Source organism: Cycloclasticus sp. PY97N, from assembly GCF_002443175.1.
In the GTDB taxonomy this organism is placed as follows: Bacteria; Pseudomonadota; Gammaproteobacteria; order Methylococcales; family Cycloclasticaceae; genus Cycloclasticus; species Cycloclasticus pugetii.
Window position 1 is genome coordinate 857,842 of record NZ_CP023664.1, and the last position, 21,985, is coordinate 879,826.

General features: G+C 38.8%; 36 protein-coding genes. 32 read left to right on the forward strand and 4 right to left on the reverse strand.

Annotated elements, in window-relative coordinates; all coding sequences use genetic code 11:
• Nucleotides 1-6: 6 nt before the first annotated feature.
• The 31 genes from rpsG to rplQ all read left to right on the forward strand — a co-directional run bounded on the left by rpsG (nt 7) and on the right by rplQ (nt 17,203).
• Complete coding sequence (gene rpsG / locus CPC19_RS04255) at nt 7-477, forward strand: 30S ribosomal protein S7 (protein WP_015006523.1); 471 nt, start codon at nt 7-9, stop codon at nt 475-477.
• A gap of 28 nt (nt 478-505) precedes the next feature.
• Nucleotides 506-2,602 (forward strand): elongation factor G, encoded by a 2,097-nt coding sequence (fusA, locus tag CPC19_RS04260; RefSeq protein ID WP_016391042.1) that lies wholly within the window; start codon nt 506-508, stop codon nt 2,600-2,602.
• Between the two features lie 25 nt (nt 2,603-2,627).
• Nucleotides 2,628-3,818 (forward strand): elongation factor Tu, encoded by a 1,191-nt coding sequence (tuf, locus tag CPC19_RS04265; protein ID WP_015006521.1) that lies wholly within the window; start codon nt 2,628-2,630, stop codon nt 3,816-3,818.
• A 5-nt stretch (nt 3,819-3,823) separates the two neighbouring features.
• Nucleotides 3,824-4,135, forward strand: coding sequence for a 30S ribosomal protein S10 (rpsJ, locus tag CPC19_RS04270; RefSeq protein ID WP_015006520.1), 312 nt, complete (start codon nt 3,824-3,826; stop codon nt 4,133-4,135).
• A gap of 34 nt (nt 4,136-4,169) precedes the next feature.
• Nucleotides 4,170-4,808 carry a 50S ribosomal protein L3 gene (gene rplC, locus CPC19_RS04275; protein WP_015006519.1) on the forward strand — a complete coding sequence of 213 codons (639 nt, stop codon included), beginning with the start codon at nt 4,170-4,172 and terminating at the stop codon, nt 4,806-4,808.
• 8 nt (nt 4,809-4,816) lie between these two features.
• Entirely contained in the window at nt 4,817-5,416 is a 600-nt protein-coding gene (gene rplD / locus CPC19_RS04280) for a 50S ribosomal protein L4 (protein ID WP_016389916.1), read from the forward strand.
• Nucleotides 5,413-5,706 (forward strand): 50S ribosomal protein L23, encoded by a 294-nt coding sequence (gene rplW / locus CPC19_RS04285; protein ID WP_015006517.1) that lies wholly within the window; start codon nt 5,413-5,415, stop codon nt 5,704-5,706. The genes rplD and rplW overlap by 4 nt, the downstream gene beginning before the upstream one ends.
• Before the next feature lie 20 nt (nt 5,707-5,726).
• Nucleotides 5,727-6,554 (forward strand): 50S ribosomal protein L2, encoded by an 828-nt coding sequence (gene rplB, locus CPC19_RS04290; RefSeq protein WP_016389917.1) that lies wholly within the window; start codon nt 5,727-5,729, stop codon nt 6,552-6,554.
• Nucleotides 6,555-6,563: 9 nt separating this feature from the next.
• The gene (rpsS, locus tag CPC19_RS04295) at nt 6,564-6,836 is read left to right on the forward strand and encodes a 30S ribosomal protein S19 (RefSeq protein WP_015006515.1); all 273 of its coding nucleotides are present in this window, start codon (nt 6,564-6,566) and stop codon (nt 6,834-6,836) included.
• Nucleotides 6,837-6,850: 14 nt separating this feature from the next.
• Complete coding sequence (gene rplV / locus CPC19_RS04300; protein WP_015006514.1) at nt 6,851-7,186, forward strand: 50S ribosomal protein L22; 336 nt, start codon at nt 6,851-6,853, stop codon at nt 7,184-7,186.
• Nucleotides 7,187-7,200: 14 nt separating this feature from the next.
• The gene (rpsC, locus tag CPC19_RS04305) at nt 7,201-7,878 is read left to right on the forward strand and encodes a 30S ribosomal protein S3 (protein WP_016389918.1); all 678 of its coding nucleotides are present in this window, start codon (nt 7,201-7,203) and stop codon (nt 7,876-7,878) included.
• A 9-nt stretch (nt 7,879-7,887) separates the two neighbouring features.
• Nucleotides 7,888-8,301 carry a 50S ribosomal protein L16 gene (rplP, locus tag CPC19_RS04310; RefSeq protein ID WP_015006512.1) on the forward strand — a complete coding sequence of 138 codons (414 nt, stop codon included), beginning with the start codon at nt 7,888-7,890 and terminating at the stop codon, nt 8,299-8,301.
• Nucleotides 8,301-8,498 (forward strand): 50S ribosomal protein L29, encoded by a 198-nt coding sequence (gene rpmC, locus CPC19_RS04315; protein ID WP_015006511.1) that lies wholly within the window; start codon nt 8,301-8,303, stop codon nt 8,496-8,498. Before rplP ends, rpmC begins: the two co-directional genes overlap by 1 nt.
• Nucleotides 8,495-8,755, forward strand: a complete 261-nt coding sequence (gene rpsQ / locus CPC19_RS04320; RefSeq protein ID WP_015006510.1) for a 30S ribosomal protein S17 — start codon at nt 8,495-8,497, stop codon at nt 8,753-8,755. The genes rpmC and rpsQ overlap by 4 nt, the downstream gene beginning before the upstream one ends.
• 19 nt (nt 8,756-8,774) lie before the next feature.
• Complete coding sequence (gene rplN / locus CPC19_RS04325; protein ID WP_015006509.1) at nt 8,775-9,143, forward strand: 50S ribosomal protein L14; 369 nt, start codon at nt 8,775-8,777, stop codon at nt 9,141-9,143.
• 15 nt (nt 9,144-9,158) lie between these two features.
• Nucleotides 9,159-9,476: a 50S ribosomal protein L24 gene (rplX, locus tag CPC19_RS04330; protein ID WP_015006508.1), complete on the forward strand. Its 318-nt coding sequence runs from the start codon at nt 9,159-9,161 to the stop codon at nt 9,474-9,476.
• Nucleotides 9,477-9,491: 15 nt separating this feature from the next.
• On the forward strand, nt 9,492-10,037 hold the full coding sequence (rplE, locus tag CPC19_RS04335; protein WP_015006507.1) for a 50S ribosomal protein L5: 546 nt from the start codon (nt 9,492-9,494) through the stop codon (nt 10,035-10,037).
• 3 nt (nt 10,038-10,040) lie between these two features.
• Entirely contained in the window at nt 10,041-10,346 is a 306-nt protein-coding gene (gene rpsN / locus CPC19_RS04340) for a 30S ribosomal protein S14 (RefSeq protein ID WP_015006506.1), read from the forward strand.
• A 15-nt stretch (nt 10,347-10,361) separates the two neighbouring features.
• Nucleotides 10,362-10,760 carry a 30S ribosomal protein S8 gene (gene rpsH / locus CPC19_RS04345; RefSeq protein ID WP_015006505.1) on the forward strand — a complete coding sequence of 133 codons (399 nt, stop codon included), beginning with the start codon at nt 10,362-10,364 and terminating at the stop codon, nt 10,758-10,760.
• Between the two features lie 13 nt (nt 10,761-10,773).
• Nucleotides 10,774-11,307, forward strand: a complete 534-nt coding sequence (gene rplF, locus CPC19_RS04350) for a 50S ribosomal protein L6 (protein ID WP_015006504.1) — start codon at nt 10,774-10,776, stop codon at nt 11,305-11,307.
• An 8-nt stretch (nt 11,308-11,315) separates the two neighbouring features.
• Nucleotides 11,316-11,669, forward strand: coding sequence for a 50S ribosomal protein L18 (rplR, locus tag CPC19_RS04355; protein ID WP_015006503.1), 354 nt, complete (start codon nt 11,316-11,318; stop codon nt 11,667-11,669).
• A gap of 8 nt (nt 11,670-11,677) precedes the next feature.
• Nucleotides 11,678-12,187: a 30S ribosomal protein S5 gene (gene rpsE, locus CPC19_RS04360; protein WP_015006502.1), complete on the forward strand. Its 510-nt coding sequence runs from the start codon at nt 11,678-11,680 to the stop codon at nt 12,185-12,187.
• Nucleotides 12,188-12,192: 5 nt separating this feature from the next.
• Nucleotides 12,193-12,378 carry a 50S ribosomal protein L30 gene (gene rpmD, locus CPC19_RS04365; RefSeq protein WP_015006501.1) on the forward strand — a complete coding sequence of 62 codons (186 nt, stop codon included), beginning with the start codon at nt 12,193-12,195 and terminating at the stop codon, nt 12,376-12,378.
• Between the two features lies 1 nt (nt 12,379).
• A complete protein-coding gene (gene rplO, locus CPC19_RS04370) occupies nt 12,380-12,811 on the forward strand; it encodes a 50S ribosomal protein L15 (RefSeq protein ID WP_016389920.1) in 432 nt (143 codons plus the stop codon).
• Nucleotides 12,812-12,814: 3 nt separating this feature from the next.
• Complete coding sequence (gene secY / locus CPC19_RS04375; RefSeq protein WP_015006499.1) at nt 12,815-14,149, forward strand: preprotein translocase subunit SecY; 1,335 nt, start codon at nt 12,815-12,817, stop codon at nt 14,147-14,149.
• Nucleotides 14,150-14,172: 23 nt separating this feature from the next.
• On the forward strand, nt 14,173-14,286 hold the full coding sequence (gene rpmJ, locus CPC19_RS04380; protein ID WP_016389921.1) for a 50S ribosomal protein L36: 114 nt from the start codon (nt 14,173-14,175) through the stop codon (nt 14,284-14,286).
• A gap of 76 nt (nt 14,287-14,362) precedes the next feature.
• A complete protein-coding gene (gene rpsM / locus CPC19_RS04385) occupies nt 14,363-14,719 on the forward strand; it encodes a 30S ribosomal protein S13 (RefSeq protein ID WP_015006498.1) in 357 nt (118 codons plus the stop codon).
• Between the two features lie 25 nt (nt 14,720-14,744).
• Nucleotides 14,745-15,131 carry a 30S ribosomal protein S11 gene (gene rpsK / locus CPC19_RS04390; protein WP_015006497.1) on the forward strand — a complete coding sequence of 129 codons (387 nt, stop codon included), beginning with the start codon at nt 14,745-14,747 and terminating at the stop codon, nt 15,129-15,131.
• A 13-nt stretch (nt 15,132-15,144) separates the two neighbouring features.
• Entirely contained in the window at nt 15,145-15,771 is a 627-nt protein-coding gene (gene rpsD / locus CPC19_RS04395; RefSeq protein ID WP_015006496.1) for a 30S ribosomal protein S4, read from the forward strand.
• Between the two features lie 19 nt (nt 15,772-15,790).
• Nucleotides 15,791-16,795, forward strand: coding sequence for a DNA-directed RNA polymerase subunit alpha (gene rpoA, locus CPC19_RS04400; protein WP_016389922.1), 1,005 nt, complete (start codon nt 15,791-15,793; stop codon nt 16,793-16,795).
• Between the two features lie 15 nt (nt 16,796-16,810).
• On the forward strand, nt 16,811-17,203 hold the full coding sequence (gene rplQ, locus CPC19_RS04405) for a 50S ribosomal protein L17 (protein WP_016389923.1): 393 nt from the start codon (nt 16,811-16,813) through the stop codon (nt 17,201-17,203).
• Nucleotides 17,204-17,265: 62 nt separating this feature from the next.
• On the opposite strand, the gene fdxA is transcribed toward rplQ, so the two are convergent.
• Both fdxA and CPC19_RS04415 read right to left on the reverse strand, forming a co-directional pair.
• A complete protein-coding gene (gene fdxA, locus CPC19_RS04410) occupies nt 17,266-17,589 on the reverse strand; it encodes a ferredoxin FdxA (RefSeq protein ID WP_015006493.1) in 324 nt (107 codons plus the stop codon).
• 95 nt (nt 17,590-17,684) lie between these two features.
• Nucleotides 17,685-18,446, reverse strand: a complete 762-nt coding sequence (locus CPC19_RS04415) for a sulfite exporter TauE/SafE family protein (RefSeq protein ID WP_015006492.1) — start codon at nt 18,444-18,446, stop codon at nt 17,685-17,687.
• A 103-nt stretch (nt 18,447-18,549) separates the two neighbouring features.
• Between CPC19_RS04415 and cysB the strand changes: the two genes are divergently transcribed.
• Nucleotides 18,550-19,524, forward strand: coding sequence for an HTH-type transcriptional regulator CysB (cysB, locus tag CPC19_RS04420; RefSeq protein WP_016389924.1), 975 nt, complete (start codon nt 18,550-18,552; stop codon nt 19,522-19,524).
• 14 nt (nt 19,525-19,538) lie between these two features.
• Here the strand turns inward: cysB and CPC19_RS04425 are convergent, their stop codons facing one another.
• Together CPC19_RS04425 and gshA are read right to left on the reverse strand one after the other, a co-directional pair.
• Entirely contained in the window at nt 19,539-20,255 is a 717-nt protein-coding gene (locus CPC19_RS04425; protein ID WP_016389926.1) for a phosphoadenylyl-sulfate reductase, read from the reverse strand.
• Between the two features lie 112 nt (nt 20,256-20,367).
• On the reverse strand, nt 20,368-21,951 hold the full coding sequence (gene gshA, locus CPC19_RS04430; RefSeq protein WP_016389927.1) for a glutamate--cysteine ligase: 1,584 nt from the start codon (nt 21,949-21,951) through the stop codon (nt 20,368-20,370).
• Nucleotides 21,952-21,985 lie beyond the last annotated feature (34 nt).

Below are 21,985 nucleotides of genomic sequence, written 5' to 3' on the forward strand. Positions count from 1 at the left end.
TAAATAATGTCTAGAAGAAAAAAAGCGATAAAGCGCGAAATCCTCCCAGATCCAAAGTTTGGTAATTTAGTGTTAGCAAAGTTTATGAATATGATCATGGTTGATGGTAAGAAATCAATCGCTGAGAAGATTGTTTATGGCGCTCTTGATACGATTGAAGGCAAGGGTCATGCAGAACCTGTTGATGCGCTTATTAAGGCGTTAGAGAAGGTTCAACCTGCAGTTGAGGTTAAGTCTCGTCGTGTAGGCGGTGCTACTTACCAAGTGCCCGTAGAAGTGCGTCCAAATCGTAGAATGGGTTTGTCAATGCGTTGGATGATAGATGCTTCTCGTAAACGTAGTGAGCGTTCTATGTCTGCTAGATTGGCAGGTGAAGTTATTGATGCTTTAGAAAGTAGAGGGTCTGCATTTAAAAAACGTGAAGATACTCACCGTATGGCTGAGGCGAACAAAGCATTCTCTCACTTCCGCTGGTAATTATATTTAGAATAATTTAGGAATAAAGATGCCTCGCAGTACTCCAATTGAGCGTTATCGGAATATAGGCATCATGGCTCATATTGATGCTGGTAAGACAACAACAACAGAGCGTGTTTTGTTTTATACGGGTGTGTCGCATAAAATGGGTGAGGTTCATGATGGTTCAGCTACCATGGACTGGATGGAACAAGAACAAGAACGTGGTATAACGATAACTTCAGCGGCCACCACATGTTTCTGGTCTGGGATGGATAAGCAGTATGATACGCATCGTATCAACATTATCGATACACCAGGGCATGTTGACTTTACCATTGAAGTTGAGCGCTCGTTAAGAGTTTTAGATGGAGCATGTGCTGTTTTCTGTGCTGTTGGTGGTGTTGAGCCGCAATCAGAAACGGTTTGGCGGCAAGCAGATAAATACAGAGTACCTCGTATTGCGTTTGTGAATAAAATGGATCGGGCTGGCGCAAATTTTATGCGTGTGGTCGATCAATTAAAAGTTCGATTAGGTTGTAATGCAGTGCCTTTGCAATATGCAATTGGTGCTGAAGATGCTTTCAAAGGCGTTGTAGACTTAATAAGTATGCAAGCGATCTATTGGAATGAAAGTGATAAAGGTGTTTCACATGTAACAGGTGAAATACCTGAAGAAATAAAAGATGAATGTGAAGCGCTTCGTGAACAGTTAGTTGAAGCAGCAGCTGAAGGTAATGATGAGTTAATGGAGCTGTATCTTAACTCTGGCGAGTTATCTAAAGAAGAAATTAAGCTTGGACTGCGTTTACGAACTCTCAATAATGAGTTAGTGCTTGTATTATGTGGTAGTGCATTTAAAAACAAAGGCGTACAAGCAATGCTGGATGCGGTTGTGGATTTTTTACCATCACCGATAGATGTGCCGGCTATTTCCTCAGTAGTATCTGAGGGTGAGGAGCCAGAAATAAGAAGTGCTGATGATGAGTCACCATTTTCAGCATTAGCATTTAAAATTTTAACGGATTCATTTGTTGGAACGTTAACATTTTTTAGAGTGTACTCAGGTGTGTTAAAAGCAGGTGATACTGTTTATAACCCACTTAAAAATAAGAAAGAGCGTATTGGTCGATTGGTGCAAATGCATTCGAATGATAGGCAAGAAGTTAAAGAAGTATATGCTGGTGATATAGCGGCAGCAATTGGACTAAAAGATGTTACTACTGGTGATACTTTATGTTCAATTAATGCACCCATTACACTTGAGCGTATGGAGTTCCCGGATCCCGTGATTTCAATTGCGGTAGAGCCTAAAACCATACAAGATCAAGATAAAATGGCAGTTGCATTGGGAAAGCTTGCACAAGAAGATCCATCATTTAAAGTGCATACTGATGAAGAGTCAGGGCAAACAATTATTTCTGGAATGGGCGAGCTTCATCTTGAGATAATCGTTGACCGTATGCTTAGAGAGTTTAATGTGGTAGCCAATGTTGGAACACCACAAGTTGCTTACCGTGAGACTATCCGTCAAGTCGTGAAGCAAGAAGGTAAGTTTGTAAGGCAGTCTGGTGGTAAGGGTCAATATGGCCATGTATGGTTGAAGATTGAGCCACTAGAAGATCAAGAGTTTGAGTTTGTAAATGCGATTGTCGGTGGTTCAGTACCAATCGAATATATTGGTGCGGTTGAGGCTGGTGTCAAAGAACAAATGAAAAATGGGGTTTTAGCAGGATACCCCATGATAAATATTAGAGTTACTTTGTACGATGGTTCGTATCATGATGTTGACTCAAATGAAATGGCGTTTAAAATAGCCGGCTCACTTGGTTTTAAAGATGGCGCAGCAAAAGCAGATCCTAAAGTGCTAGAGCCAATGATGAAAGTAGAAGTGGTGACACCAGAAGAGTACATGGGTCATGTAGTTGGAGATTTAAATAAGCGTAGGGGGGTTATTCATGGTATGGATGATTGTCCTGCTGGAAAGATGGTTGATGCAGATGTGCCGCTTGCCGAGATGTTTGGTTATGCAACAGACCTTAGGTCTGCAACGCAAGGTAGGGCTACATACAGCATGATGTTTGATAGTTATGCTGAAGTGCCTAAAGCGTTAGAAGAAAAGATTAAAAGCAGAATTTTTTATTAATATTAAGTAATGACGGGTATTTACAATGTCTAAAGAAAAATTTGAAAGAAATAAGCCCCATGTAAACGTAGGCACAATTGGCCACGTTGATCACGGAAAAACAACATTAACGGCTGCGTTAACGAAAGTTATGGCTGAAGCCATGGGTGGAGAAGTTAAAGCCTTTGATGAAATTGATAATGCACCAGAAGAACGTGAGCGTGGTATTACCATTGCAACATCACACGTTGAATATGAATCAAATACACGTCACTATGCTCACGTAGACTGTCCAGGTCACGCTGATTACGTTAAAAACATGATCACAGGTGCGGCGCAAATGGATGGTGCCATCCTAGTATGTTCAGCTGCAGACGGCCCTATGCCTCAAACACGTGAACATATCTTGTTATCACGTCAAGTGGGTGTTCCATACATTGTCGTATTCCTTAACAAAGCGGACATGGTTGACGATGAAGAGCTATTAGAACTAGTAGAAATGGAAGTACGTGAACTATTAGACATGTACGAATTCCCAGGTGATGACACACCAATCGTAACAGGTTCAGCACTTAAAGCCCTAGAAGGCGATACATCAGACATTGGTGTTCCATCAGTGCTTAAACTAGTTGAAGCGCTTGACTCATACATCCCATTACCAGAACGAGCTGTAGACGGCGACTTCATTATGCCAGTTGAAGACGTATTCTCAATCTCAGGTCGTGGAACAGTTGTAACCGGTCGTATTGAGCGCGGTGTTATCAACGTTGGTGAAGAAATTGAAATCGTTGGTATCAAAGACACGGTCACAACCACGTGTACCGGTGTTGAAATGTTCCGCAAATTATTAGATCAAGGTGAAGCTGGCGATAACGTTGGTATCTTACTACGTGGTACAAAACGTGAAGACGTAGAGCGTGGTCAAGTATTAGCTAAGCCTGGATCAATCACACCTCACACACACTTCGAAGCAGAAGTCTATGTGTTAGGTAAAGATGAAGGTGGTCGTCACACACCATTCTTCAACGGTTACCGTCCACAGTTCTACTTTAGAACGACAGACGTAACAGGTGCATGTGACTTACCAGAAGGTATCGAAATGGTGATGCCAGGTGATAACGTGCAAATGACCGTCAAATTAATCAACCCGATTGCCATGGAAGAAGGTTTACGTTTCGCTATTCGCGAAGGTGGCCGAACAGTTGGTGCCGGTGTTGTTGCTAAAATTATTGAGTAATTGAAATGTCAAAACAATCCATAAGAATTCGTTTAAAAGGCTTTGATCACCGTTTAATAGATCATGCGGCACGTGAAATAGTTGAGACTGCGAAACGTACAGGCGCTCAAGTAATGGGTCCTATTCCTTTACCAACAAAAAAAGAACGTTTTACAGTGCTTATTTCTCCGCATGTTAATAAAGATGCAAGGGATCAATATGAGCTTCGTACGCATAAACGTATGATGGATATTGTTGAGCCGACTGATAAAACTGTTGATGCGCTGATGAAGCTAGACTTATCAGCTGGTGTTGATGTTCAAATTAAACTGAATTAAATCAGTTTTAAATATATAAAATAAAGGATAAATCATGTCTTTAGGTTTAGTGGGCCGTAAATGCGGAATGACAAGATTGTTTACAGAAGAAGGTGAGTCAATTCCTGTTTCTGTAGTACAAATTTTGCCAAATCGTGTGACACGTGTTTTAAATGAACAATCCGATGGTTATTCTGCAGTGCAGGTAACAACGGGTGATGTAAAGAACTCTCGAGTTAATAAAGCTGAGGCGGGCCAGTTCAAAAAAGCTGGTGTTGAAGCGGGAAGAGGTTTATGGGAGTTTAGACTTGAAGAAGACTCTGACCTTGAAGTAGGTTCTGATTTATCACTTGATATATTTGAAGCTGGTCAAAAAATTGATGTGCGTGGTAAAAGCATTGGTAAAGGATATGCGGGTGTTATCAAACGCTATAATTTCCAAATGCAAGATGCTACACACGGTAACTCTTTATCACATCGTGCGCCTGGATCAATTGGGCAATGTCAAACACCAGGTCGTGTTTTAAAGGGTAAAAAAATGTCAGGTCACATGGGTGACGAAAGAGTGACTACTCAAAACCTTGAGATCGTAAAAATTGATACAGACAAGTCTGTGGTATTAATTAAAGGTGCGATACCGGGTTCAAAGAATAGTGACATTGTTATTACACCTGCTATTAAAACAAATAAATAGGCAAAATTATGAATATTCAAACGCCTGTCGTAGGTAAAGATGTTTCTGAAGCGGTCTTTGGCCAAGAATATAACGAGGGGATAATTCATCAACTTGTTGTTACTTATATGGCGAATGCTAGAGCAGGAACACGTGCGCAAAAAACTCGATCAGAAGTAAGTGGTGGTGGTATCAAGCCTTGGAAACAAAAAGGAACTGGTCGTGCTCGTGCAGGAACAATCAGAAGTCCTATTTGGAGAACTGGTGGTGTAACGTTTGCAGCTAAACCTCAAGATCACAGCAAAAAATTAAATAAAAAAATGTATGCTGTTGGTATGAAGTCAATTTTATCTGAGCTTATCCGTCAAGATAGATTGGTAGTTGTTGATGAGCTAAGTATTGAAGAACCTAAAACAAAATTATTAAATGCTAAATTGGCTGAAAATGGCCTAACTAATGTATTAATCGTTTTAGCGGCTGAAGACGTTAATTTGCAATTAGCTAGTAGAAACGTACATAAAGTTGATGTTTGTACTGCTTATGAAATTGATCCTGTTTCTTTACTAGCATATGAAAAAGTTTGTATAACAGCTGATGCAATTGCATTAGTAGAGGAGCGCTTAAAATGAATCAGGAATTCTTATTGCAGTTAATTACTGCGCCTGTTGTTACGGAAAAAAGCTCTATTGCTGCTGACCTTAATAATCAATATGTCTTTAAGGTTGATAGCAGTGCTAATAAAGCTGATATCAAAGCTGCCGTTGAAAAACTATTTAGTGTAGATGTTGAATCTGTAAAAACATTGAATGTAAAAGGGAAAGTTAAACGCTTTGGTAAAGGTTTTGGTAAAAGATCAGATGTAAAAAAAGCGTATGTTCGTATTAAATCTGGGCAAGAAATAGAATTTGTTTCTGCCTAACTGGAAGATAAATTAATCTTATGGCTATTGTAAAATCAAAACCAACTTCACCAGGCTCACGCTTTGTAATCAGAGTTAAAAATGCTGAGCTTAGTAAGTCTGCACCACATGGGCCGCTTTTAGCTAAAAAAAGCAAGTCAGGCGGGCGCAATAATAACGGAAGGATCACTACAAGACATCGTGGTGGAGGTCACAAGCAACATTATCGTATTATCGATTTCAAAAGAAACAAATTCGATGTACCTGGTAAGGTAGAAAGTCTGCAATATGACCCAAATAGATCTGCCAATATTGCGCTGATACTATATAATGACGGCGAAAGACGATACATCATTGCACCAAAAAACTTAAATGTTGGTGATGAAGTGATTTCTTCTGAAGTAGCCCCAATTACAGTAGGCAATTGTTTACCAATGAGGAATATACCTGTTGGTACACAAGTACACTGTGTTGAGTTAAAACCAAATAAAGGTGCCCAAATAGCACGTAGTGCTGGTGCCGTTGTGCAAATTGTTGCGAGAGATGGTGACCATGTTACGTTAAGGTTACGTTCTGGCGAAATGCGCAAGGTTTTATCTGGTTGTCGAGCAGTTATCGGAGAAGTTGGTAATTCTGAGCATAGCTTGATTTCCCTTGGTAAAGCCGGGGCAAAACGTTGGAGAGGTGTTAGACCAACTGTACGTGGTGTTGCTATGAACCCTGTTGATCACCCGCATGGTGGTGGTGAAGGTCGTACTTCTGGTGGTCGCCACCCGGTATCTCCATGGGGTATGCCAACAAAGGGTTATAAGACGCGTAAAAATAAGCGTACTGATAAATTAATAGTTAGAAATAGAACAAAACGTTAAGGATATATTGTGCCAAGATCCATAAAAAAAGGCCCTTTTGTTGATCTTCATTTAATGAAGAAAGTAGAAGCAGCCGCAGAAAGTAATAATCGTAGACCAATTAAAACTTGGTCTAGACGTTCAATGATCTCGCCAACTATGGTTGGTTTGACGATAGCTATTCACAACGGAAGACAGCATATGCCGGTATTGATTACCGAAAATATGGTTGGCCACAAATTAGGTGAGTTCGCGTTAACGCGTACATACCGTGGTCATGTTGTTGACAAAAAATCCAGATAAACATTGGTGCAGTGATGGAAGTTAAAGCTAAATTAAAAAACGCTAATTTTTCAGCCCAAAAAGGCCGATTAGTTGCAAATCAAATCAGAGGCATGGATGTTGAGAGTGCTTTGAATTTATTGGGTTTTAGTACACGTAAAGCAGCAGATAGTTTCAAGAAACTTCTTAATTCTGCTATTGCTAATGCTGAACATAATGAAGGTGCTGATGTAGATGAGTTATATGTTTCAACAGTATTTGTTGATGAAGCACCTACTTACAAACGATTTAAAGCGCGTGCTAAAGGTCGTGGTAATAAAATTCTTAAAAGAAACTGCCATCTAACTATTGAAGTTAGTGATACTAAATAAAAGAGTAAATAAATATGGGTCAAAAAGTACATCCAACTGGTATACGCCTTGGTATAGTTAAAGATTGGAATTCGCGTTGGTATGCTAGTTCACAAGCGTATCCTGACATGCTAAAACAAGATTTAATTGCACGTGATTTCTTAAAAAAGAAATTAATGGCAGCTTCTGTAAGCAAAATCCAAATTAATCGTCCTGCGGGTAATGCACAAATTACAATACATACGGCTCGTCCTGGTATTGTTATTGGTAAAAAAGGTGGTGATGTTGATTCGCTACGTGCGGAAGTAAGTAATATCATGGGTGTGCCTGTCCAGATAAACGTCGAGGAAATTCGTAAGCCTGAACTGGATGCTCTTTTAGTAGCTGAAAGTGTTGCGCAACAGCTTGAGCGTCGAATTATGTTCAGACGTGCAATGAAAAGAGCGGTTACTAACACCATGCGATTAGGTGCTGAAGGTATCAAAATTAAAGTAAGTGGACGTTTGAACGGTGCAGATATTGCTCGTAACGAATGGTACAGAGAAGGACGTGTTCCACTACATACACTTCGTGCTGATATTGATTATGGATTTACTGAAGCACTAACTACATATGGTATTTTAGGTATCAAAGTGTGGATCTTCAAAGGTGAAGTTTTTGACGAAAAGTCTGCCCTACCAATCTTAGGTAATAAGGAAGCGACGGGAGAATAGGTAAGCGATATGTTACAACCAAAAAAAACTAAATTTAGAAAAGCACATAAAAACAGAAACACTGGACTTGCACATCGTGGTAGTAGTGTTAGTTTTGGTGAATTTGGCTTGAAATCTATTGAACGCGGTAGAATGACTGCGCGTCAAATTGAAGCTGGTCGTCGTACTATTACACGTCATATTAAGCGTGGTGGTAAGGTTTGGATCCGCGTGTTCCCAGATAAACCAATTACAAAAAAACCTCTTGAAGTACGTATGGGTAAGGGTAAAGGTAGTGTTGAATTCTGGGTTGCGCAAATCAAACCAGGAACTATGTTATTTGAATTGCAGGGTGTATCAAAAGAGTTAGCAGTTGAGGCCTTTGATTTAGCTGCTGCAAAACTCCCTTTTAAAACAAAATTTGCTGAACGGACAATAATGTAATGAAGGCATCAGAATTAAGAGAAAAAACAGTTCAGGAGCTTAACGAATTATTGCTTGAATTAAGAAAAGAGCAATTTAATTTACGTATGCAAAATGCTACTGGTCAATTAAATCAAGTTCATCAATTTGGTGAAGTACGTGGTGATATTGCTCGTATTAAAACTATTTTGAATGATCAAGCAGGTGAATCTAAATGAGTGCAAAAGAGCAGACTCTAAGAACTATATCTGGTGTTGTGACAAGCAATAAAGGTGATAAAAGCATCACTGTAAAAGTCACTCGTCAAGTTAAACATCCTTTGTATGGCAAGGTGATTAAACGATCAACTAAATATAATGCTCATGACGAAAGTAACGAATGCTCTGAAGGCGATATCGTTTCTTTAGTTTCTTGTCGACCTGTTTCAAAGTCGAAATCATGGAAACTTCATGAAATCATTGAAAAAACTAAATAGAGTGAGTGGGAGTTAAGTAATGATTCAGATGCAGACAAGACTTGATGTGGCAGACAACAGCGGTGCCCGCAATGTTATGTGTATTAAAGTACTAGGTGGTTCTCATAAACGCTATGCTAAAATTGGTGACATCATCAAAGTCAGCATTAAAGATGCGATCCCACGTGGCAAAGTAAAAAAGGGTGATGTTCATAATGCAGTCGTCGTTAGAACAAGAAAAGCAATACGTCGTCCAGATGGTTCAGCTATTCGTTTTGATGGTAATGCGGCGGTGCTTTTAAATGCAAACTTGCAACCAATTGGAACTCGTATATTTGGCCCTGTTACTCGCGAATTAAGAAATGAAAAGTTTATGAAAATCATTTCTTTAGCGCCTGAAGTGATTTAACTGATTGAATTAATTATGAATAAAATAAAGAAAGGTGATGAAGTAATCGTTTTAACAGGGAAAGATAAGGGTAAAAAAGGCCTAGTTCTTTCTGTTGTATCTGATGAAAAAGTTTTGGTTGAAGGAATTAATTCAGTAAAAAAACATCAAAAACCTAATCCTAATAAAGGTATTGAAGGTGGGATTATTGAGAAGCAAATGCCAATCAATGTCTCTAATGTTGCTATCTATAATGCTCAAACTAACAAGGCTGATAGAGTTGGTTTTAAAGTACTTGAAGATGGTAAGAAGGTTCGTTACTTCAAATCAAATAATGAAGTGCTTGACGCTTAAGAAATAGAGAATTTTATGTCAAATTTAGAAGAACGCTATAAAAAAGAAATCATTCCTGCTTTATTAAAGGAATTGAATCTTAAGACTGTTATGGAAGTGCCTAAGATCACTAAAATAACACTTAATATGGGTGTTGGTGAGGCTGTTGCTGATAAAAAAATTATCCAAAATGCTGTCTCTGACCTAGAAAAGATTTCAAGCCAGAAGCCAATTATTACGATTTCAAAAAAATCAATCGCCGGTTTCAAAATAAGGGACGATATGCCAATTGGCTGTAAAGTCACTTTAAGAAATGAGCGTATGTATGATTTTCTTCAGAGACTTATCTCAATTGCAATTCCTAGAATTAGGGATTTTCGTGGCTTAAGTGATAAATCTTTTGATGGACGAGGTAACTACTCTCTTGGTGTAACTGAGCAAATAATCTTCCCTGAAATTGATTACGACAAGATTGATACGCTACGTGGGCTGGATATTGCTATTACGACAAGTGCTAAGAATGACGAGCAAGGTCGTGCTTTATTGAAAGCATTCAATTTTCCCATTAAACAACAAGGTTAAGAAATGGCTAAGAAATCAATGATAGCTAGAGAAAATAAACGAATTCGTTTAGTGGCTAAATATGCTGCCAAAAGAGCAGCGCTTAAAGAAATTATTAGAAACCCTAAGTCTACTTTTGAACAAGTAACAGAGGCACAAACAAAATTAGTGTCTTTACCTCGTGATTCAAGTGCGTCTCGTGTTCGTAACCGTTGTAATATGACCGGTCGACCACATGGCTACTATAGAAAGTTTGGTCTTGGACGTAACAAGTTACGTGAAGCTACGATGCGCGGTGATGTACCGGGCTTATCTAAAGCTAGCTGGTAAAGAAGGAGTATTAAAATGAGTATGAGTGATCCAATTGCAGATATGTTAACTCGCATTCGTAATGCGCAGTCTGCTGAAAAAGCTGTAGTTAGAATGCCCTTTTCTACTAAAAAACAAGCATTAGCTAACATTTTAGAACAAGAAGGTTTTGTAAGTGGTTCGACTAAAATCGAAGACTCAAAAAGTAAGCCTGAGTTAGAGATTACGTTGAAATATTTTCAAGGTAAACCAGTTATTGAGACAATCGACCGTGTCAGCAAACCTGGTTTACGTATTTATAAATCAAAAGATGAACTTCCTAAAGTTAAGGGTGGTTTAGGTGTGGCTATTATTTCTACATCTAAAGGCTTGTTAGCTGATCGTACAGCGAGAGCTGAAGGTCATGGTGGTGAAGTTCTTTGTTACGTAAGTTAGGTTAGGTTTTATTATGTCAAGAATTGCGAATAATCCAGTTGTATTGCCTGCAGGTGTAGAGTTCAACAATGCTAACGGTCACTTATCTGTTAAAGGTAAAAATGGCGAGCTTAGCTGTGAATTGTTTAAGTGTGTTGATATTGATGTTAACGATAACGTTCTTTCCTTTAAAGCAAATAATAAAGTGAAAGGTTCTATCGCATTAACCGGTACTCAACGAGCGCTTGTTAACAATATGGTCGTTGGCGTAACTGATGGGTTTGAAAAGAAATTAGAATTACGTGGTGTTGGTTACAGAACACAGGTTAAAGGAAAAACTCTTAACTTAACCTTAGGTTTTTCTCACCCTGTTGAATATGATATTCCAGAAGGTATTACGATTGAAACACCTTCTCAAACTGAAATTGTTATCAAGGGTTGTGATAAACAATTAGTTGGTCAAGTTGCTGCTAATATTCGTGCATATCGTTCACCAGAACCATACAAAGGTAAAGGTATTAGGTATGTTGGTGAGCACGTTGTTATGAAAGAAGCTAAGAAGAAATAGGCGGAATAATGAATAAGAAAACTTCACGTTTGCGTAGAGCAACCAAAACAAGGTCACGTATTAAAGAAAGTGGAAAAGCACGTTTAAGCGTGCACCGTTCACCACGTCATATATACGCACAAGTAATGACTGCTGATGGATCTAAGGTGCTTGTTTCCGCATCTACACTATTAAGTGATATTAAATCATCAGTAAAAAATTGTGGAAATATTGAAGCAGCCAGCGTAGTTGGTAAAACTATTGCTGAACGTGCCGTAGAAGCAGGTATAAAAGAAGTTGCTTTTGATCGTTCTGGATATAAATATCATGGCCGCGTTAAAGCACTAGCTGACGCTGCACGTGAAAATGGATTGGAATTTTAGAGGCAATTATGGCATCACAACCTGGACAAAATAATCAACAAGACGATTTACAAGAAAAATTAATTACCGTTAGAAGAATTTCTAAAGTAGTTAAAGGTGGACGTCAATTTAGGTTCTCTGCACTTGCTGTTGTAGGTGACGGTAACGGTCGTGTTGGTTTTGGTATTAGCAAAGCACGTGAAGTTCCTGTGGCTATACAAAAAGCGATGGAACAAGCACGCAAAAATATGGTTACAGTTAATTTAAGTGAGCATACATTGCAATATCCAATTACTGCAAAATATGGCGCTGCAGAAGTCTTTATGAAACCTGCTTCTGATGGTACTGGTATTATTGCTGGTGGCGCAATGCGTGCTGTATTTGAAGTTGTTGGTGTGCATGATGTGCTTGCAAAATGTGTTGGAAGTAACAATCCTGCTAACGTTGTTAGAGCAACTATTAAAGGTTTGTCTGATATGACGAATGCTGAACAAGTTGCTATGAAACGTGGAAAATCAGTCGCTGATATCATCGGGTAATAATAATGAGTGAAAAGAAAATCAAAGTAACAATGATTCGTAGTAAGAATGGTCGATTAGCATCACATAAAGCATGTGTTGCTGGTTTAGGCTTACGCAAAATCAATCAATCAGTTGAAGTTATTGATACACCTGAAAATCGAGGCATGATCAATAAAATTCATTACATGCTTAACGTAGAAGAGATTTAAAATGTTACTAAATACAATTAAACCAGCTGCTGGTAGTACAAAACCTGCAAAACGCGTTGGCCGTGGTATCGGCTCTGGATCAGGTAAAACTTGTGGTCGTGGTCATAAAGGTCAAAAATCACGATCAGGTGGAATGCCTAAAATCGGTTTTGAAGGTGGTCAAATGCCAATACAGCGTAGGCTTCCTAAAATTGGATTTACCTCTGCTAAAAAGAAATTAACAGCAGAAGTTAGGTTGCAAGAGTTAAATAACTTAAATGATGAGATTGTTACAATTAAATCATTGATCGCCGCTAATATTGTTCCTGTTTTTACTAAAAAAGTTAAAATTATTTCATCTGGTGAATTGACTTCAGCGGTAAAATTACAAGGAATTTCTGCAACTGCTGGTGCCGTTAAGGCAATCGAAGCAGCTGGCGGCAGTTTAGCTTAATCAATGTCTGTACTTGGTTCATCAGCCTCAGGCGCAACTGGCGGGTTAAGCAAATTACCTGAACTACGAAAACGATTGTTTTTCGTTCTTGGTGCTTTGTTCGTGTTTCGTATTGGCGCGCATGTGCCAGTTCCTGGAATTGACCCTAAGGCACTATCATTAATGTTCGAGCAACAAGCTGGAACTATTCTTGATATGTTTAACATGTTCTCAGGTGGTGCGCTCAAAAGACTGAGTATTTTTGCGCTTGGAATAATGCCGTATATTTCTGCGTCTATTATTATCCAGTTAATGACGTCTGTTGTTCCAAAGTTTGAGCAACTTAAAAAAGAAGGTGAATCTGGAAAACGTAAAATAACTCAATATACACGTTATTTCACGGTAGTACTTGCAACGTTCCAAGCGTTTGGTGTTGCTACAGCAATTCAAGGTCAATCTGCTGGCGGCTTACCGGTGGTATTTAATCCAGGTTTTGCTTTTATGTTTACTGCAGTAGTTACACTTGTCAGTGGGACGATGTTTCTTATGTGGTTAGGGGAACAAGTTACTGAACGTGGAATTGGTAATGGTATATCAATTATCATTTTTGGTGGTATTGTTGCAGGATTGCCGAGTGCTATTGGTGGTACACTCGAATTAGTTAGAACAGGCGAAATGAACGCATTTATGGTTATTATGCTGTTCTTTATAGCTGTTGCTGTGACGGCATTTGTGATTTTTGTTGAGCGTGCTCAACGAAGAATCACTATAAATTACGCTAAACGTCAGCAGGGTAATAAAATGATGGCCGGTCAGTCTAGTTTTTTACCGTTGAAGCTTAATATGGCGGGTGTGATCCCACCCATTTTCGCTTCAAGTATAATTTTATTTCCTTCAACTATTGCAGGTTGGTTTGGTAACAGTGAAGGAATGGGTTGGTTGCAAGATGTATCTAGTATGTTATCTCCTGGGCAGCCAATTTATGTGTTGCTTTATGCAGCAGCGATTATATTCTTTTGTTTTTTCTATACTGCATTAGTATTTAATTCAAGAGATACGTCGGATAACCTTAAAAAATCAGGTGCTTTTATTCCTGGAATCCGACCTGGTGAGCAAACAACTAAATATATAGATGCGGTTATTACAAAATTAACGTTGCTTGGTGCTATGTATATTACGGCTGTTTGTTTGTTACCTGAGTTTTTGATTGTTTATTGGAATGTGCCGTTTTATTTTGGTGGAACATCATTGTTAATTATCGTTGTTGTTGTCATGGATTTCATTGCGCAAATGCAAAGTCACCTTATGTCACAGCAATATGAAGGTTTAATGAAAAAAGCGAACCTTAAAAACAAATAAGTTAAGGTTAGTAGGAGTAAATTATGAAAGTAAGAGCATCAGTAAAGAAAATTTGTCGCAATTGTAAAGTTGTTCGTCGTAATAGAGTAATACGCATTATCTGCAAAGATGGGCGACATAAGCAACGTCAAGGCTAATATTTAAGCTTGTAGTTATTCGAAATAAAGATTAAAATTGCCGGTTTTCTACTGGCCAAAATAACGGAGAGAATTAATGGCACGTATCGCTGGTATTAATATACCTGATAATAAGCACATTGTTATTTCACTGACATCTATATATGGCGTTGGTCTTACTAGATCAAAAGCTATTTGTGCTGCAGCTGGAATTGATACAACAACTAAAGTTCGCGAACTATCTGAAGATCAATTAGAACTGATACGTGAAGAAGTCGGAAAATATTTAATAGAAGGCGATTTACGTCGTGAAGTTTCTATGAATATTAAACGCTTACTAGATTTGGGTTGCTTCCGTGGAATCCGTCATCGTAGAAGTTTACCTGTTCGAGGCCAGCGTACTAAAACAAACGCTAGAACCCGCAAGGGCCCTCGGAAACCAATTAGAAAGTAAGATTCAATTAAAGGATATTTGAAGTATGGCTAAACCAAGTCGTAGTAAGAAGAAAGTTAAAAAAAATGTAGTTGATGGAATTGTCCATGTACATGCTACATTTAATAACACGATCGTTACCATAACAGACCGTAAAGGCAATGCACTATCTTGGGCAACTGCTGGTGGGTCTGGATTTAGAGGTTCACGTAAAAGTACACCTTTTGCAGCTCAAGTTGCCGCTGAACGTGCCGGTGAAGTTGCGAAAGATTTTGGAATGAAAAATCTTGAAGTTAAGATTAAAGGCCCAGGTCCTGGTCGTGAATCTGCAGTACGTGCATTAAACAATATTGGTTTTAATATTACTTTTATTGAAGATGTAACACCTATTCCACATAATGGCTGTCGTCCGCCAAAGAAACGACGTGTATAACTAGGAAATTATTATGGCTAAATATACTGATTCAAAATGTCGTTTATGTCGTCGTGAAGGCGAAAAGCTTTTCTTGAAAGGCGAAAAATGCTACACAGCTAAATGTGCAATGGAAAAAAGAGCATACCCTCCTGGTCAACACGGGCAACGTCGTACTCGTTTATCAGACTATGCATTACAGCTTCGCGAAAAACAAAAACTACGTCGTATTTATGGCGTACTTGAAAAACAATTCCGTGGTTATTATGCTGAAGCAGCCCGTATTAAAGGCTCTACCGGTGAAAACTTATTGCAATTGTTAGAATGCCGTCTTGATAATGTCGTTTACAGAATGGGCTTTGCTGCTTCACGCTCTGAAGCAAGGCAGCTTGTTAGACATAACGGAATTGTTGTTAATGGTGTTCGTGTGAATATTCCTTCGTTTCAGGTTAAATCTGAAGATGTTATCGAAGTAATGGAAAGCTCAAAGAACCAAAACCGTATCAAATCTGCTCTTGAATTTGTTGAGCAACGTGGTGTGCCTGAGTGGATAGAGCTTGATATTAAAAAAATGCAAGGTATTTTCAAAGTCAAACCTGAGCGTTCTGACTTACCTGCAGAAATCAATGAACATCTTGTTGTTGAGCTGTACTCTAAGTAATCTTTAAAGAGGAAATATAATGCAAAATTTACTTTCAGGTTTTTTACAGCCTAAGGTTACAGGAGTTCAATCTATATCTCCTACATGTTCTAAAGTTACCATAGAACCAATGGAACGCGGATATGGTCACACTTTAGGTAATGCCTTAAGACGTGTTCTTTTATCTTCAATTTCTGGTTGCGCAGTGACCGAAATTAAAATTGAAGGTGTTTTACACGAGTACACAACAATCGATGGCGTCCAAGAAGATGTTATTGATATCATGTTGAATCTTAAAAATCTTGCGGTTAATCTAAATGCAAAAGATGAAGCCTATTTGACAATCGAAAAATCTGGAGAAGGTCAAGTTACTGCTGCTGACATTCAAATTGATCATGATGTTGAAATAGCGAATCCAGAACTTGTTATCGCCAATTTAACTGCCAATGGTAAGCTTTCCATGTCAATTAAAGTTGAACGGGGTTCAGGTTATCAGACAGCCGCTTCACGTAAACAAGATGATGAAGATTTACCGATTGGTACACTTTTATTAGATGCTTCTTTTAGCCCTATTAAGCGCATCTCTTATAATGTAGATACAGCTCGTGTTGAGCAACGTACTAACCTTGATAAGCTTATTATTGAGCTTGAAACAAACGGTACGACTGATCCTGAAGAAACGATTAGAGCGGCTGCAACGATTCTACATCATCATATTGCTGTTTTTGTTGACCTTAAAGACATTGTAGAAGTTCCTGAGGAACCTAAAGAACCTGAGTTCGATCCTATTCTATTACGTCCTGTTGACGATCTAGAACTGACGGTTCGATCAGCAAATTGTTTGAAAGCTGAACAAATTTTCTACATTGGTGACTTAATTCAACGTACAGAAGTTGAATTATTAAAAGCACCAAATCTTGGTAAAAAATCATTAACAGAAATTAAGGATGTTCTTGCTTCAAAGGGCATGTCTTTAGGTATTCGTCTTGAAAACTGGCCACCATCTAGTTTAATTACTAGTGATAGAGCTGTAGGTTCAATTTAATTTAAGGATTTAACTATGCGTCATCGTAAATCAGGTAGGCAACTTAATCGTAATAGCAGCCACCGTAAAGCAATGTTTAAAAATATGGCTAACTCTCTCATCGGTCATGAGGTTATTCGTACAACATTACCTAAAGCCAAAGAGCTTCGTCGTTTCATTGAACCTCTTATTACATCATCTAAGGAAGATACCGTTGCTAAAAGACGTTTAGTTTTTGCACGGTTAAGAGATAGAGACAGTGTTACGAAACTGTTTAATGATCTAGCTCCTCGTTATAAAGATCGCCCTGGTGGTTATCTACGAATTCTTAAATGTGGATTCAGACCTGGTGATGCTGCGCCTATGGCGTATGTTGAATTAGTCGATCGTGATGTGGAATCTGGTTCGGAAGAAATTATCGAATCTTGATCTGCTTGATAAGCATAAAAAAACCGGGCTTAGCCCGGTTTTTTTATGCTTAACTATTTTATTTATCTTTCTAAATAGTCTAATTTGTTTTCTTTGTTTGCCCATTCATCAGCATCTTCAGGTGCATCTTTTACATCAGTGATAACAGGCCAAGTTTGGGATAGGTCGGCGTTAATTTGAATAAATTCTTCTTGCCCTTCGGGTAATTCATCTTCTGAATAAATGGCTTCTACAGGGCACTCAGGTTCGCATAGTGTGCAATCAATACACTCATCTGGGTCGATGACTAGGAAGTTTGGCCCTTCATGAAAGCAATCTACTGGGCATACATCTACACAATCGGTGTATTTACATTTGATACATGATTCGGTTACTACGAATGTCATTTTATAATCCTTGTTGGTTTGTTTCTGTTGTTATTATATTCAATTTGAGAATCTAGCTCACATAAAATTGAATGTACTGTGATTTAATTGCCGTGTTAAATCGCAAACTTAATGCCAATTAGTAATAAAATGGTTGCGACGATATATTTTAATGTTTTCTCAGGCAGTTTTTCACCGACCATAGTGCCTAGATAGATTGCTGGCAATGAGCCAATGATCAAACTGATTAATAATTGGAAATCTATATGCCCTAATTGAAAATGTCCTAGGCCTGCTACTGCAGTTAGCGGTACGGCATGTGCTATGTCGGTGCCTACTATGGTTCTGGTTCTTAAACGAGGGTAGAGGAGTAATAAAAGCGCACCACCAATAGCACCTGCCCCAACTGACGATAAGGTGACCAGTATGCCTAGCACAAGGCCTAAGCAGATAATAATAAATGGGCTTGGCGTGTAGTCAGCAGGTTTTTTGAAGTGCCTTGCTATATTGTCTTTAAAAACTATAACTGCTGAGGTCAAGATTAGCATAATGCCTAGACTAATCGATATAATGCTTTCAAATGCTTCTGCTGATAAATTAAAGTATTGGATGATGTATATGCAAGATATTGAGCCTGGGATGCTACCTAGGCATAGATTTTTTACAATCATCCAGTCAATATTTTTAAGTTTTTGATGTGACCAAACGCCGCTTGCTTTTGTAATGGCTGCGTATAAAAGATCTGTGCCAACAGCAATCGCTGGTTGAACGTTGAAGCCAAGAACAAGTAGAGGCGTCATCAAAGAACCACCACCTACACCCGTTAGGCCAATTACGAAGCCTACAGCTGCGCCTGCTAATATATATAAGTAATCCAATGGGAGAAACCGAGCTATTAATATAACCTTGTAATATAAATCAATTCTCTTATAATAAAAAGGAATATATATTTCTATATTTATAACAAAAGAATATTAATCTATGAAGTTACAACAACTCCGTTATATCTGGGAAGTTTCAAAAAACAATCTTAATGTGTCAGCGACAGCTGAAACAATTTATACCTCGCAACCGGGTATAAGTAAACAAATTCGTATTTTAGAAGATGAGTTAGGTATTCCCATTTTCACTCGTAATGGCAAGCATTTAACTGACATGACGCCGGCCGGAAAAAAAATTATTAGCATAGCGGGCGAAATGTTAATGAAGGCAGAGAATATCAAAAATATTGCTAAAGAATATAAAAATCAAACAAAGGGCTTGCTATCGATTGCAACAACACATACTCAAGCACGTTATGCTTTACCGTCTATCATCAAAACATTTATGCAAGAAATGCCAGATGTTAGCTTAGATATTCAACAAGGTACGCCGGTACAAATTTCTGAAATGGTATCGCAAGGGAAAGTGGATCTTGCCATTGCAACGGAGGCTTTAGAGTTATTTGATAACTTGGTCATGATGCCTTGTTATTCTTGGGAACGGTGCATATTGGTTCCGAAGGGCCATGCGTTAACTAAAATTGATCGGCTAAGCCTTATTGATGTTGCGCTACACCCGCTGATAACTTATGTGTTTGGCTTTACTGGGCGATCTAAATTAGATGATGCATTTAAAGCACAAGGTTTAAGTCCAGATATTGCTTTAACAGCGGTAGATGCGGATGTCATTAAGACATATGTCAGGCTTGGACTTGGGGTAGGGATTGTTGCGCGGATGGCCTATGACGAACAAGTAGATAATGATCTGGTGGCATTAGATGCTGGACATCTTTTTGGCACCAGCATCACTAAAATAGGTATCCGTAAAGATACCTTCTTACGTGGCTATATGTATGAGTTTATTCATTTATTTGCGCCGCATCTAACACAAGCAGTTATCAATCAAGCGATGGAACTTAAGGAGCAATCGGCTATTGATAAGCTATTTGAGGGTGTAAGCTTGCCTCATTTCTAAGGGGCAATAACTTTCTAGCGAGGTTTGCTTAAACTTGAGTGTAATCCGCATTCTTTACTCTCTGCAGCTTCCCACCACCATCGCCCCTCCCTAGGATCTTGGTGCGGTAAGGTGGCCCTTGTACAAGGTTCACAACCAATACTAATAAACCCTTGGTTATGTAACGGGTTAAACGGGACTTCCAGAGCACGTATATACGACCAGACCTGTTCTGAAGTCCAATGACACAAGGGGTTAAACTTTAGCAGTTCCGTGTTTTTGCCGCTAAAAGCAGTGTCAATTTCAGCAATATTAAGGCTATCACGAGTGGCTTTACTTTGGTCACGTCGTTGGCCTGTTATCCAGCCAGAATAAGCCGTTAAATGCTGCTTTAATGGCTGAACTTTCCTAATGCCGCAACATTCTTTATGGCCATCTTGGTAAAAGCTGTATAAGCCTTTTTCGTGGGTTAAAGCTTGTAAAGCATCTTGGTTGGGGGATAAAACGGTAATTTTAATTTTATAATGGTCCATCACTGTTTGGATGAACTGGTATGTCTCAGGGTGAAGTCGTCCGGTATCTAAGGTGAAGACATTTGGTTTTAATCCAAGTTTGCATGCCATATCAATCAATATTACATCTTCGGCACCACTGAATGAAATAGCGAGGTCATCTAGCTGCGAGTAAATGGTTTTAAGAATGTCTCGTGGTTGCTTATTGTCCAGTTGGCTTTGGAGTGTTTGGATGTTCATATTAAGGCTCTAGTAAATGGCTAGCTGTCAGTGTAGCAAGAATCATCTATTTCAAAAATTCTAAAATGAGATATGAATAGAAGTAATGGTGTGTTGATATTAGATAAAATAACTAAACATTTTTAGTTTGCGCTAAATAGCGTTCTAAAAACTCATCAAATTCGATTGTATCACTGCTTTCTATCTCTCGTTGTTCGTCGATAGACTGTTGCCTTGCTTTTTCAAAACACTGCTGTTGCTCATTGTTGATGCTGTGCTGATTGAAGAAGGTATGATGTTTCTTGACCTGTTTCATTGCAAATTTAAAAAATGGAAGTTCTTGCTCTTTCATGGCCTTGAGTATTTTTGCAGAAGGGGTAAGTTCCACATCATTCAATTTAGCGATCTGTGCGGCGAGTGAATTGCTGTATGGTTTGGTTTTATCATCGGCATCAAGCGTCTCACAAAGCAGAGTCATTTCTTGGCAAATTTCTAATCCCCAATCTTTTAAGCTGATGCTGTCACCATTACGGCGTAACTTTAACCCTGGCTGTCGACCAGCAGAGGCGACTAAGGTTAAGTTTTTATCTACGCAAGCTTTATCCTCTGATGAAAGGGAAGGGCTGTCAGCCAATAAGCAAAAGATCATAAAGGCTTCTAAAAAGTGTAACTGTTGTTCATTAATGCCGGCAGGGTCAAATGGGTTTAAGTCCACTGAACGAAGTTCAACATAACGTATACCGCGCTTTTTTAACGCTTGACTAGGGCTTTCCCCTGAGCGAGTAATTTGTTTAGGGCGAACGTTGCTGTAGTACTCATTCTCAATTTGCAAAATATTGGTATTAAGTTGCTGGTATTGTCCATTAGCATCTTTAACGCCAAAGGCCTCGTATTCAGCAAAAGGCGTTTGCGTAGCAGCTATTAGTCGAGCGACATACTTGTCAAGGCTGTTGTATGAAATGTTGATGTTCGATTGACTGTCATTTTTATAGCCAATATCGCTCATTCTAAGAGAGGTGCAATAAGGTTTGTACAGTGTGCCGGCATCAAACTCTTCGAAATCGTCGTGTTCTTGACCTTTAACGAACGATTTACAAATAGCAGGTGAGGCGCCGAATAGGTATAAAATTAACCAGCCGTATCGGTGTAGGTTTCGTGCCATATCCATATATGACTGTGAAATGAAATCTTGCCTAGGCCGCGTGTCTTGCTCTAAAGATTGGTAAATGGGCCAAAACTTCTCTGGTAGAGAGTAGTTAAAGTGTATGCCTGCGATGGCTTGCATGCTTCGGCCATAACGGTGCCATAAGCCAATTCGATAAATATGTTTCATTTGGCCAATATTGGATGAGCCATAATTGGCAATAGGAATACTCATGTCTCCATCAACAATACACGGCATGCTGGTACCCCATAACATTTCATTACCAAGGTGTTGGTAAGTATAGGAATGTACGGCCTCCATAAAGTTTAAGGTATCGGCCGTCTTGCTAAAAGGTGGGGTGATAAATTCGAGCAATGCCTCTGAATAATCAGTGGTGATGTAAGGGTTTGTTAAGGCAGATCCAAGGCCAGTAGGATGTGGGCTTTGAGCTATGTTCCCTTCAGGGGTTACGCGCAAACTTTCTTTTTCAATACCTTTTAATCCGTCACAAAGCGCGTCACCTTGCTGGTGATCAAGAAATTTTTTGAGTCTTTTTTGTATGCGTAAATACAACCTACACCTACCTGTTATTATTTATTGTTAAAAA

Excerpts from the sequence above, each read along its gene's own strand:
- rpsG (WP_015006523.1), top strand. The coding sequence starts at position 7 with ATGTCTAGAAGAAAAAAAGCGATAAAGCGCGAAATCCTCCCAGATCCA.
- fusA (WP_016391042.1), top strand. The coding sequence starts at position 506 with ATGCCTCGCAGTACTCCAATTGAGCGTTATCGGAATATAGGCATCATG.
- tuf (WP_015006521.1), top strand. The coding sequence starts at position 2,628 with ATGTCTAAAGAAAAATTTGAAAGAAATAAGCCCCATGTAAACGTAGGC.
- rpsJ (WP_015006520.1), top strand. The coding sequence starts at position 3,824 with ATGTCAAAACAATCCATAAGAATTCGTTTAAAAGGCTTTGATCACCGT.
- rplC (WP_015006519.1), top strand. The coding sequence starts at position 4,170 with ATGTCTTTAGGTTTAGTGGGCCGTAAATGCGGAATGACAAGATTGTTT.
- rplD (WP_016389916.1), top strand. The coding sequence starts at position 4,817 with ATGAATATTCAAACGCCTGTCGTAGGTAAAGATGTTTCTGAAGCGGTC.
- rplW (WP_015006517.1), top strand. The coding sequence starts at position 5,413 with ATGAATCAGGAATTCTTATTGCAGTTAATTACTGCGCCTGTTGTTACG.
- rplB (WP_016389917.1), top strand. The coding sequence starts at position 5,727 with ATGGCTATTGTAAAATCAAAACCAACTTCACCAGGCTCACGCTTTGTA.
- rplV (WP_015006514.1), top strand. The coding sequence starts at position 6,851 with ATGGAAGTTAAAGCTAAATTAAAAAACGCTAATTTTTCAGCCCAAAAA.
- rpsC (WP_016389918.1), top strand. The coding sequence starts at position 7,201 with ATGGGTCAAAAAGTACATCCAACTGGTATACGCCTTGGTATAGTTAAA.
- rplP (WP_015006512.1), top strand. The coding sequence starts at position 7,888 with ATGTTACAACCAAAAAAAACTAAATTTAGAAAAGCACATAAAAACAGA.
- rpmC (WP_015006511.1), top strand. The coding sequence starts at position 8,301 with ATGAAGGCATCAGAATTAAGAGAAAAAACAGTTCAGGAGCTTAACGAA.
- rpsQ (WP_015006510.1), top strand. The coding sequence starts at position 8,495 with ATGAGTGCAAAAGAGCAGACTCTAAGAACTATATCTGGTGTTGTGACA.
- rplN (WP_015006509.1), top strand. The coding sequence starts at position 8,775 with ATGATTCAGATGCAGACAAGACTTGATGTGGCAGACAACAGCGGTGCC.
- rplX (WP_015006508.1), top strand. The coding sequence starts at position 9,159 with ATGAATAAAATAAAGAAAGGTGATGAAGTAATCGTTTTAACAGGGAAA.
- rplE (WP_015006507.1), top strand. The coding sequence starts at position 9,492 with ATGTCAAATTTAGAAGAACGCTATAAAAAAGAAATCATTCCTGCTTTA.
- rpsN (WP_015006506.1), top strand. The coding sequence starts at position 10,041 with ATGGCTAAGAAATCAATGATAGCTAGAGAAAATAAACGAATTCGTTTA.
- rpsH (WP_015006505.1), top strand. The coding sequence starts at position 10,362 with ATGAGTATGAGTGATCCAATTGCAGATATGTTAACTCGCATTCGTAAT.
- rplF (WP_015006504.1), top strand. The coding sequence starts at position 10,774 with ATGTCAAGAATTGCGAATAATCCAGTTGTATTGCCTGCAGGTGTAGAG.
- rplR (WP_015006503.1), top strand. The coding sequence starts at position 11,316 with ATGAATAAGAAAACTTCACGTTTGCGTAGAGCAACCAAAACAAGGTCA.
- rpsE (WP_015006502.1), top strand. The coding sequence starts at position 11,678 with ATGGCATCACAACCTGGACAAAATAATCAACAAGACGATTTACAAGAA.
- rpmD (WP_015006501.1), top strand. The coding sequence starts at position 12,193 with ATGAGTGAAAAGAAAATCAAAGTAACAATGATTCGTAGTAAGAATGGT.
- rplO (WP_016389920.1), top strand. The coding sequence starts at position 12,380 with ATGTTACTAAATACAATTAAACCAGCTGCTGGTAGTACAAAACCTGCA.
- secY (WP_015006499.1), top strand. The coding sequence starts at position 12,815 with ATGTCTGTACTTGGTTCATCAGCCTCAGGCGCAACTGGCGGGTTAAGC.
- rpmJ (WP_016389921.1), top strand. The coding sequence starts at position 14,173 with ATGAAAGTAAGAGCATCAGTAAAGAAAATTTGTCGCAATTGTAAAGTT.
- rpsM (WP_015006498.1), top strand. The coding sequence starts at position 14,363 with ATGGCACGTATCGCTGGTATTAATATACCTGATAATAAGCACATTGTT.
- rpsK (WP_015006497.1), top strand. The coding sequence starts at position 14,745 with ATGGCTAAACCAAGTCGTAGTAAGAAGAAAGTTAAAAAAAATGTAGTT.
- rpsD (WP_015006496.1), top strand. The coding sequence starts at position 15,145 with ATGGCTAAATATACTGATTCAAAATGTCGTTTATGTCGTCGTGAAGGC.
- rpoA (WP_016389922.1), top strand. The coding sequence starts at position 15,791 with ATGCAAAATTTACTTTCAGGTTTTTTACAGCCTAAGGTTACAGGAGTT.
- rplQ (WP_016389923.1), top strand. The coding sequence starts at position 16,811 with ATGCGTCATCGTAAATCAGGTAGGCAACTTAATCGTAATAGCAGCCAC.
- fdxA (WP_015006493.1), bottom strand. The coding sequence starts at position 17,589 with ATGACATTCGTAGTAACCGAATCATGTATCAAATGTAAATACACCGAT.
- cysB (WP_016389924.1), top strand. The coding sequence starts at position 18,550 with ATGAAGTTACAACAACTCCGTTATATCTGGGAAGTTTCAAAAAACAAT.
- CPC19_RS04425 (WP_016389926.1), bottom strand. The coding sequence starts at position 20,255 with ATGAACATCCAAACACTCCAAAGCCAACTGGACAATAAGCAACCACGA.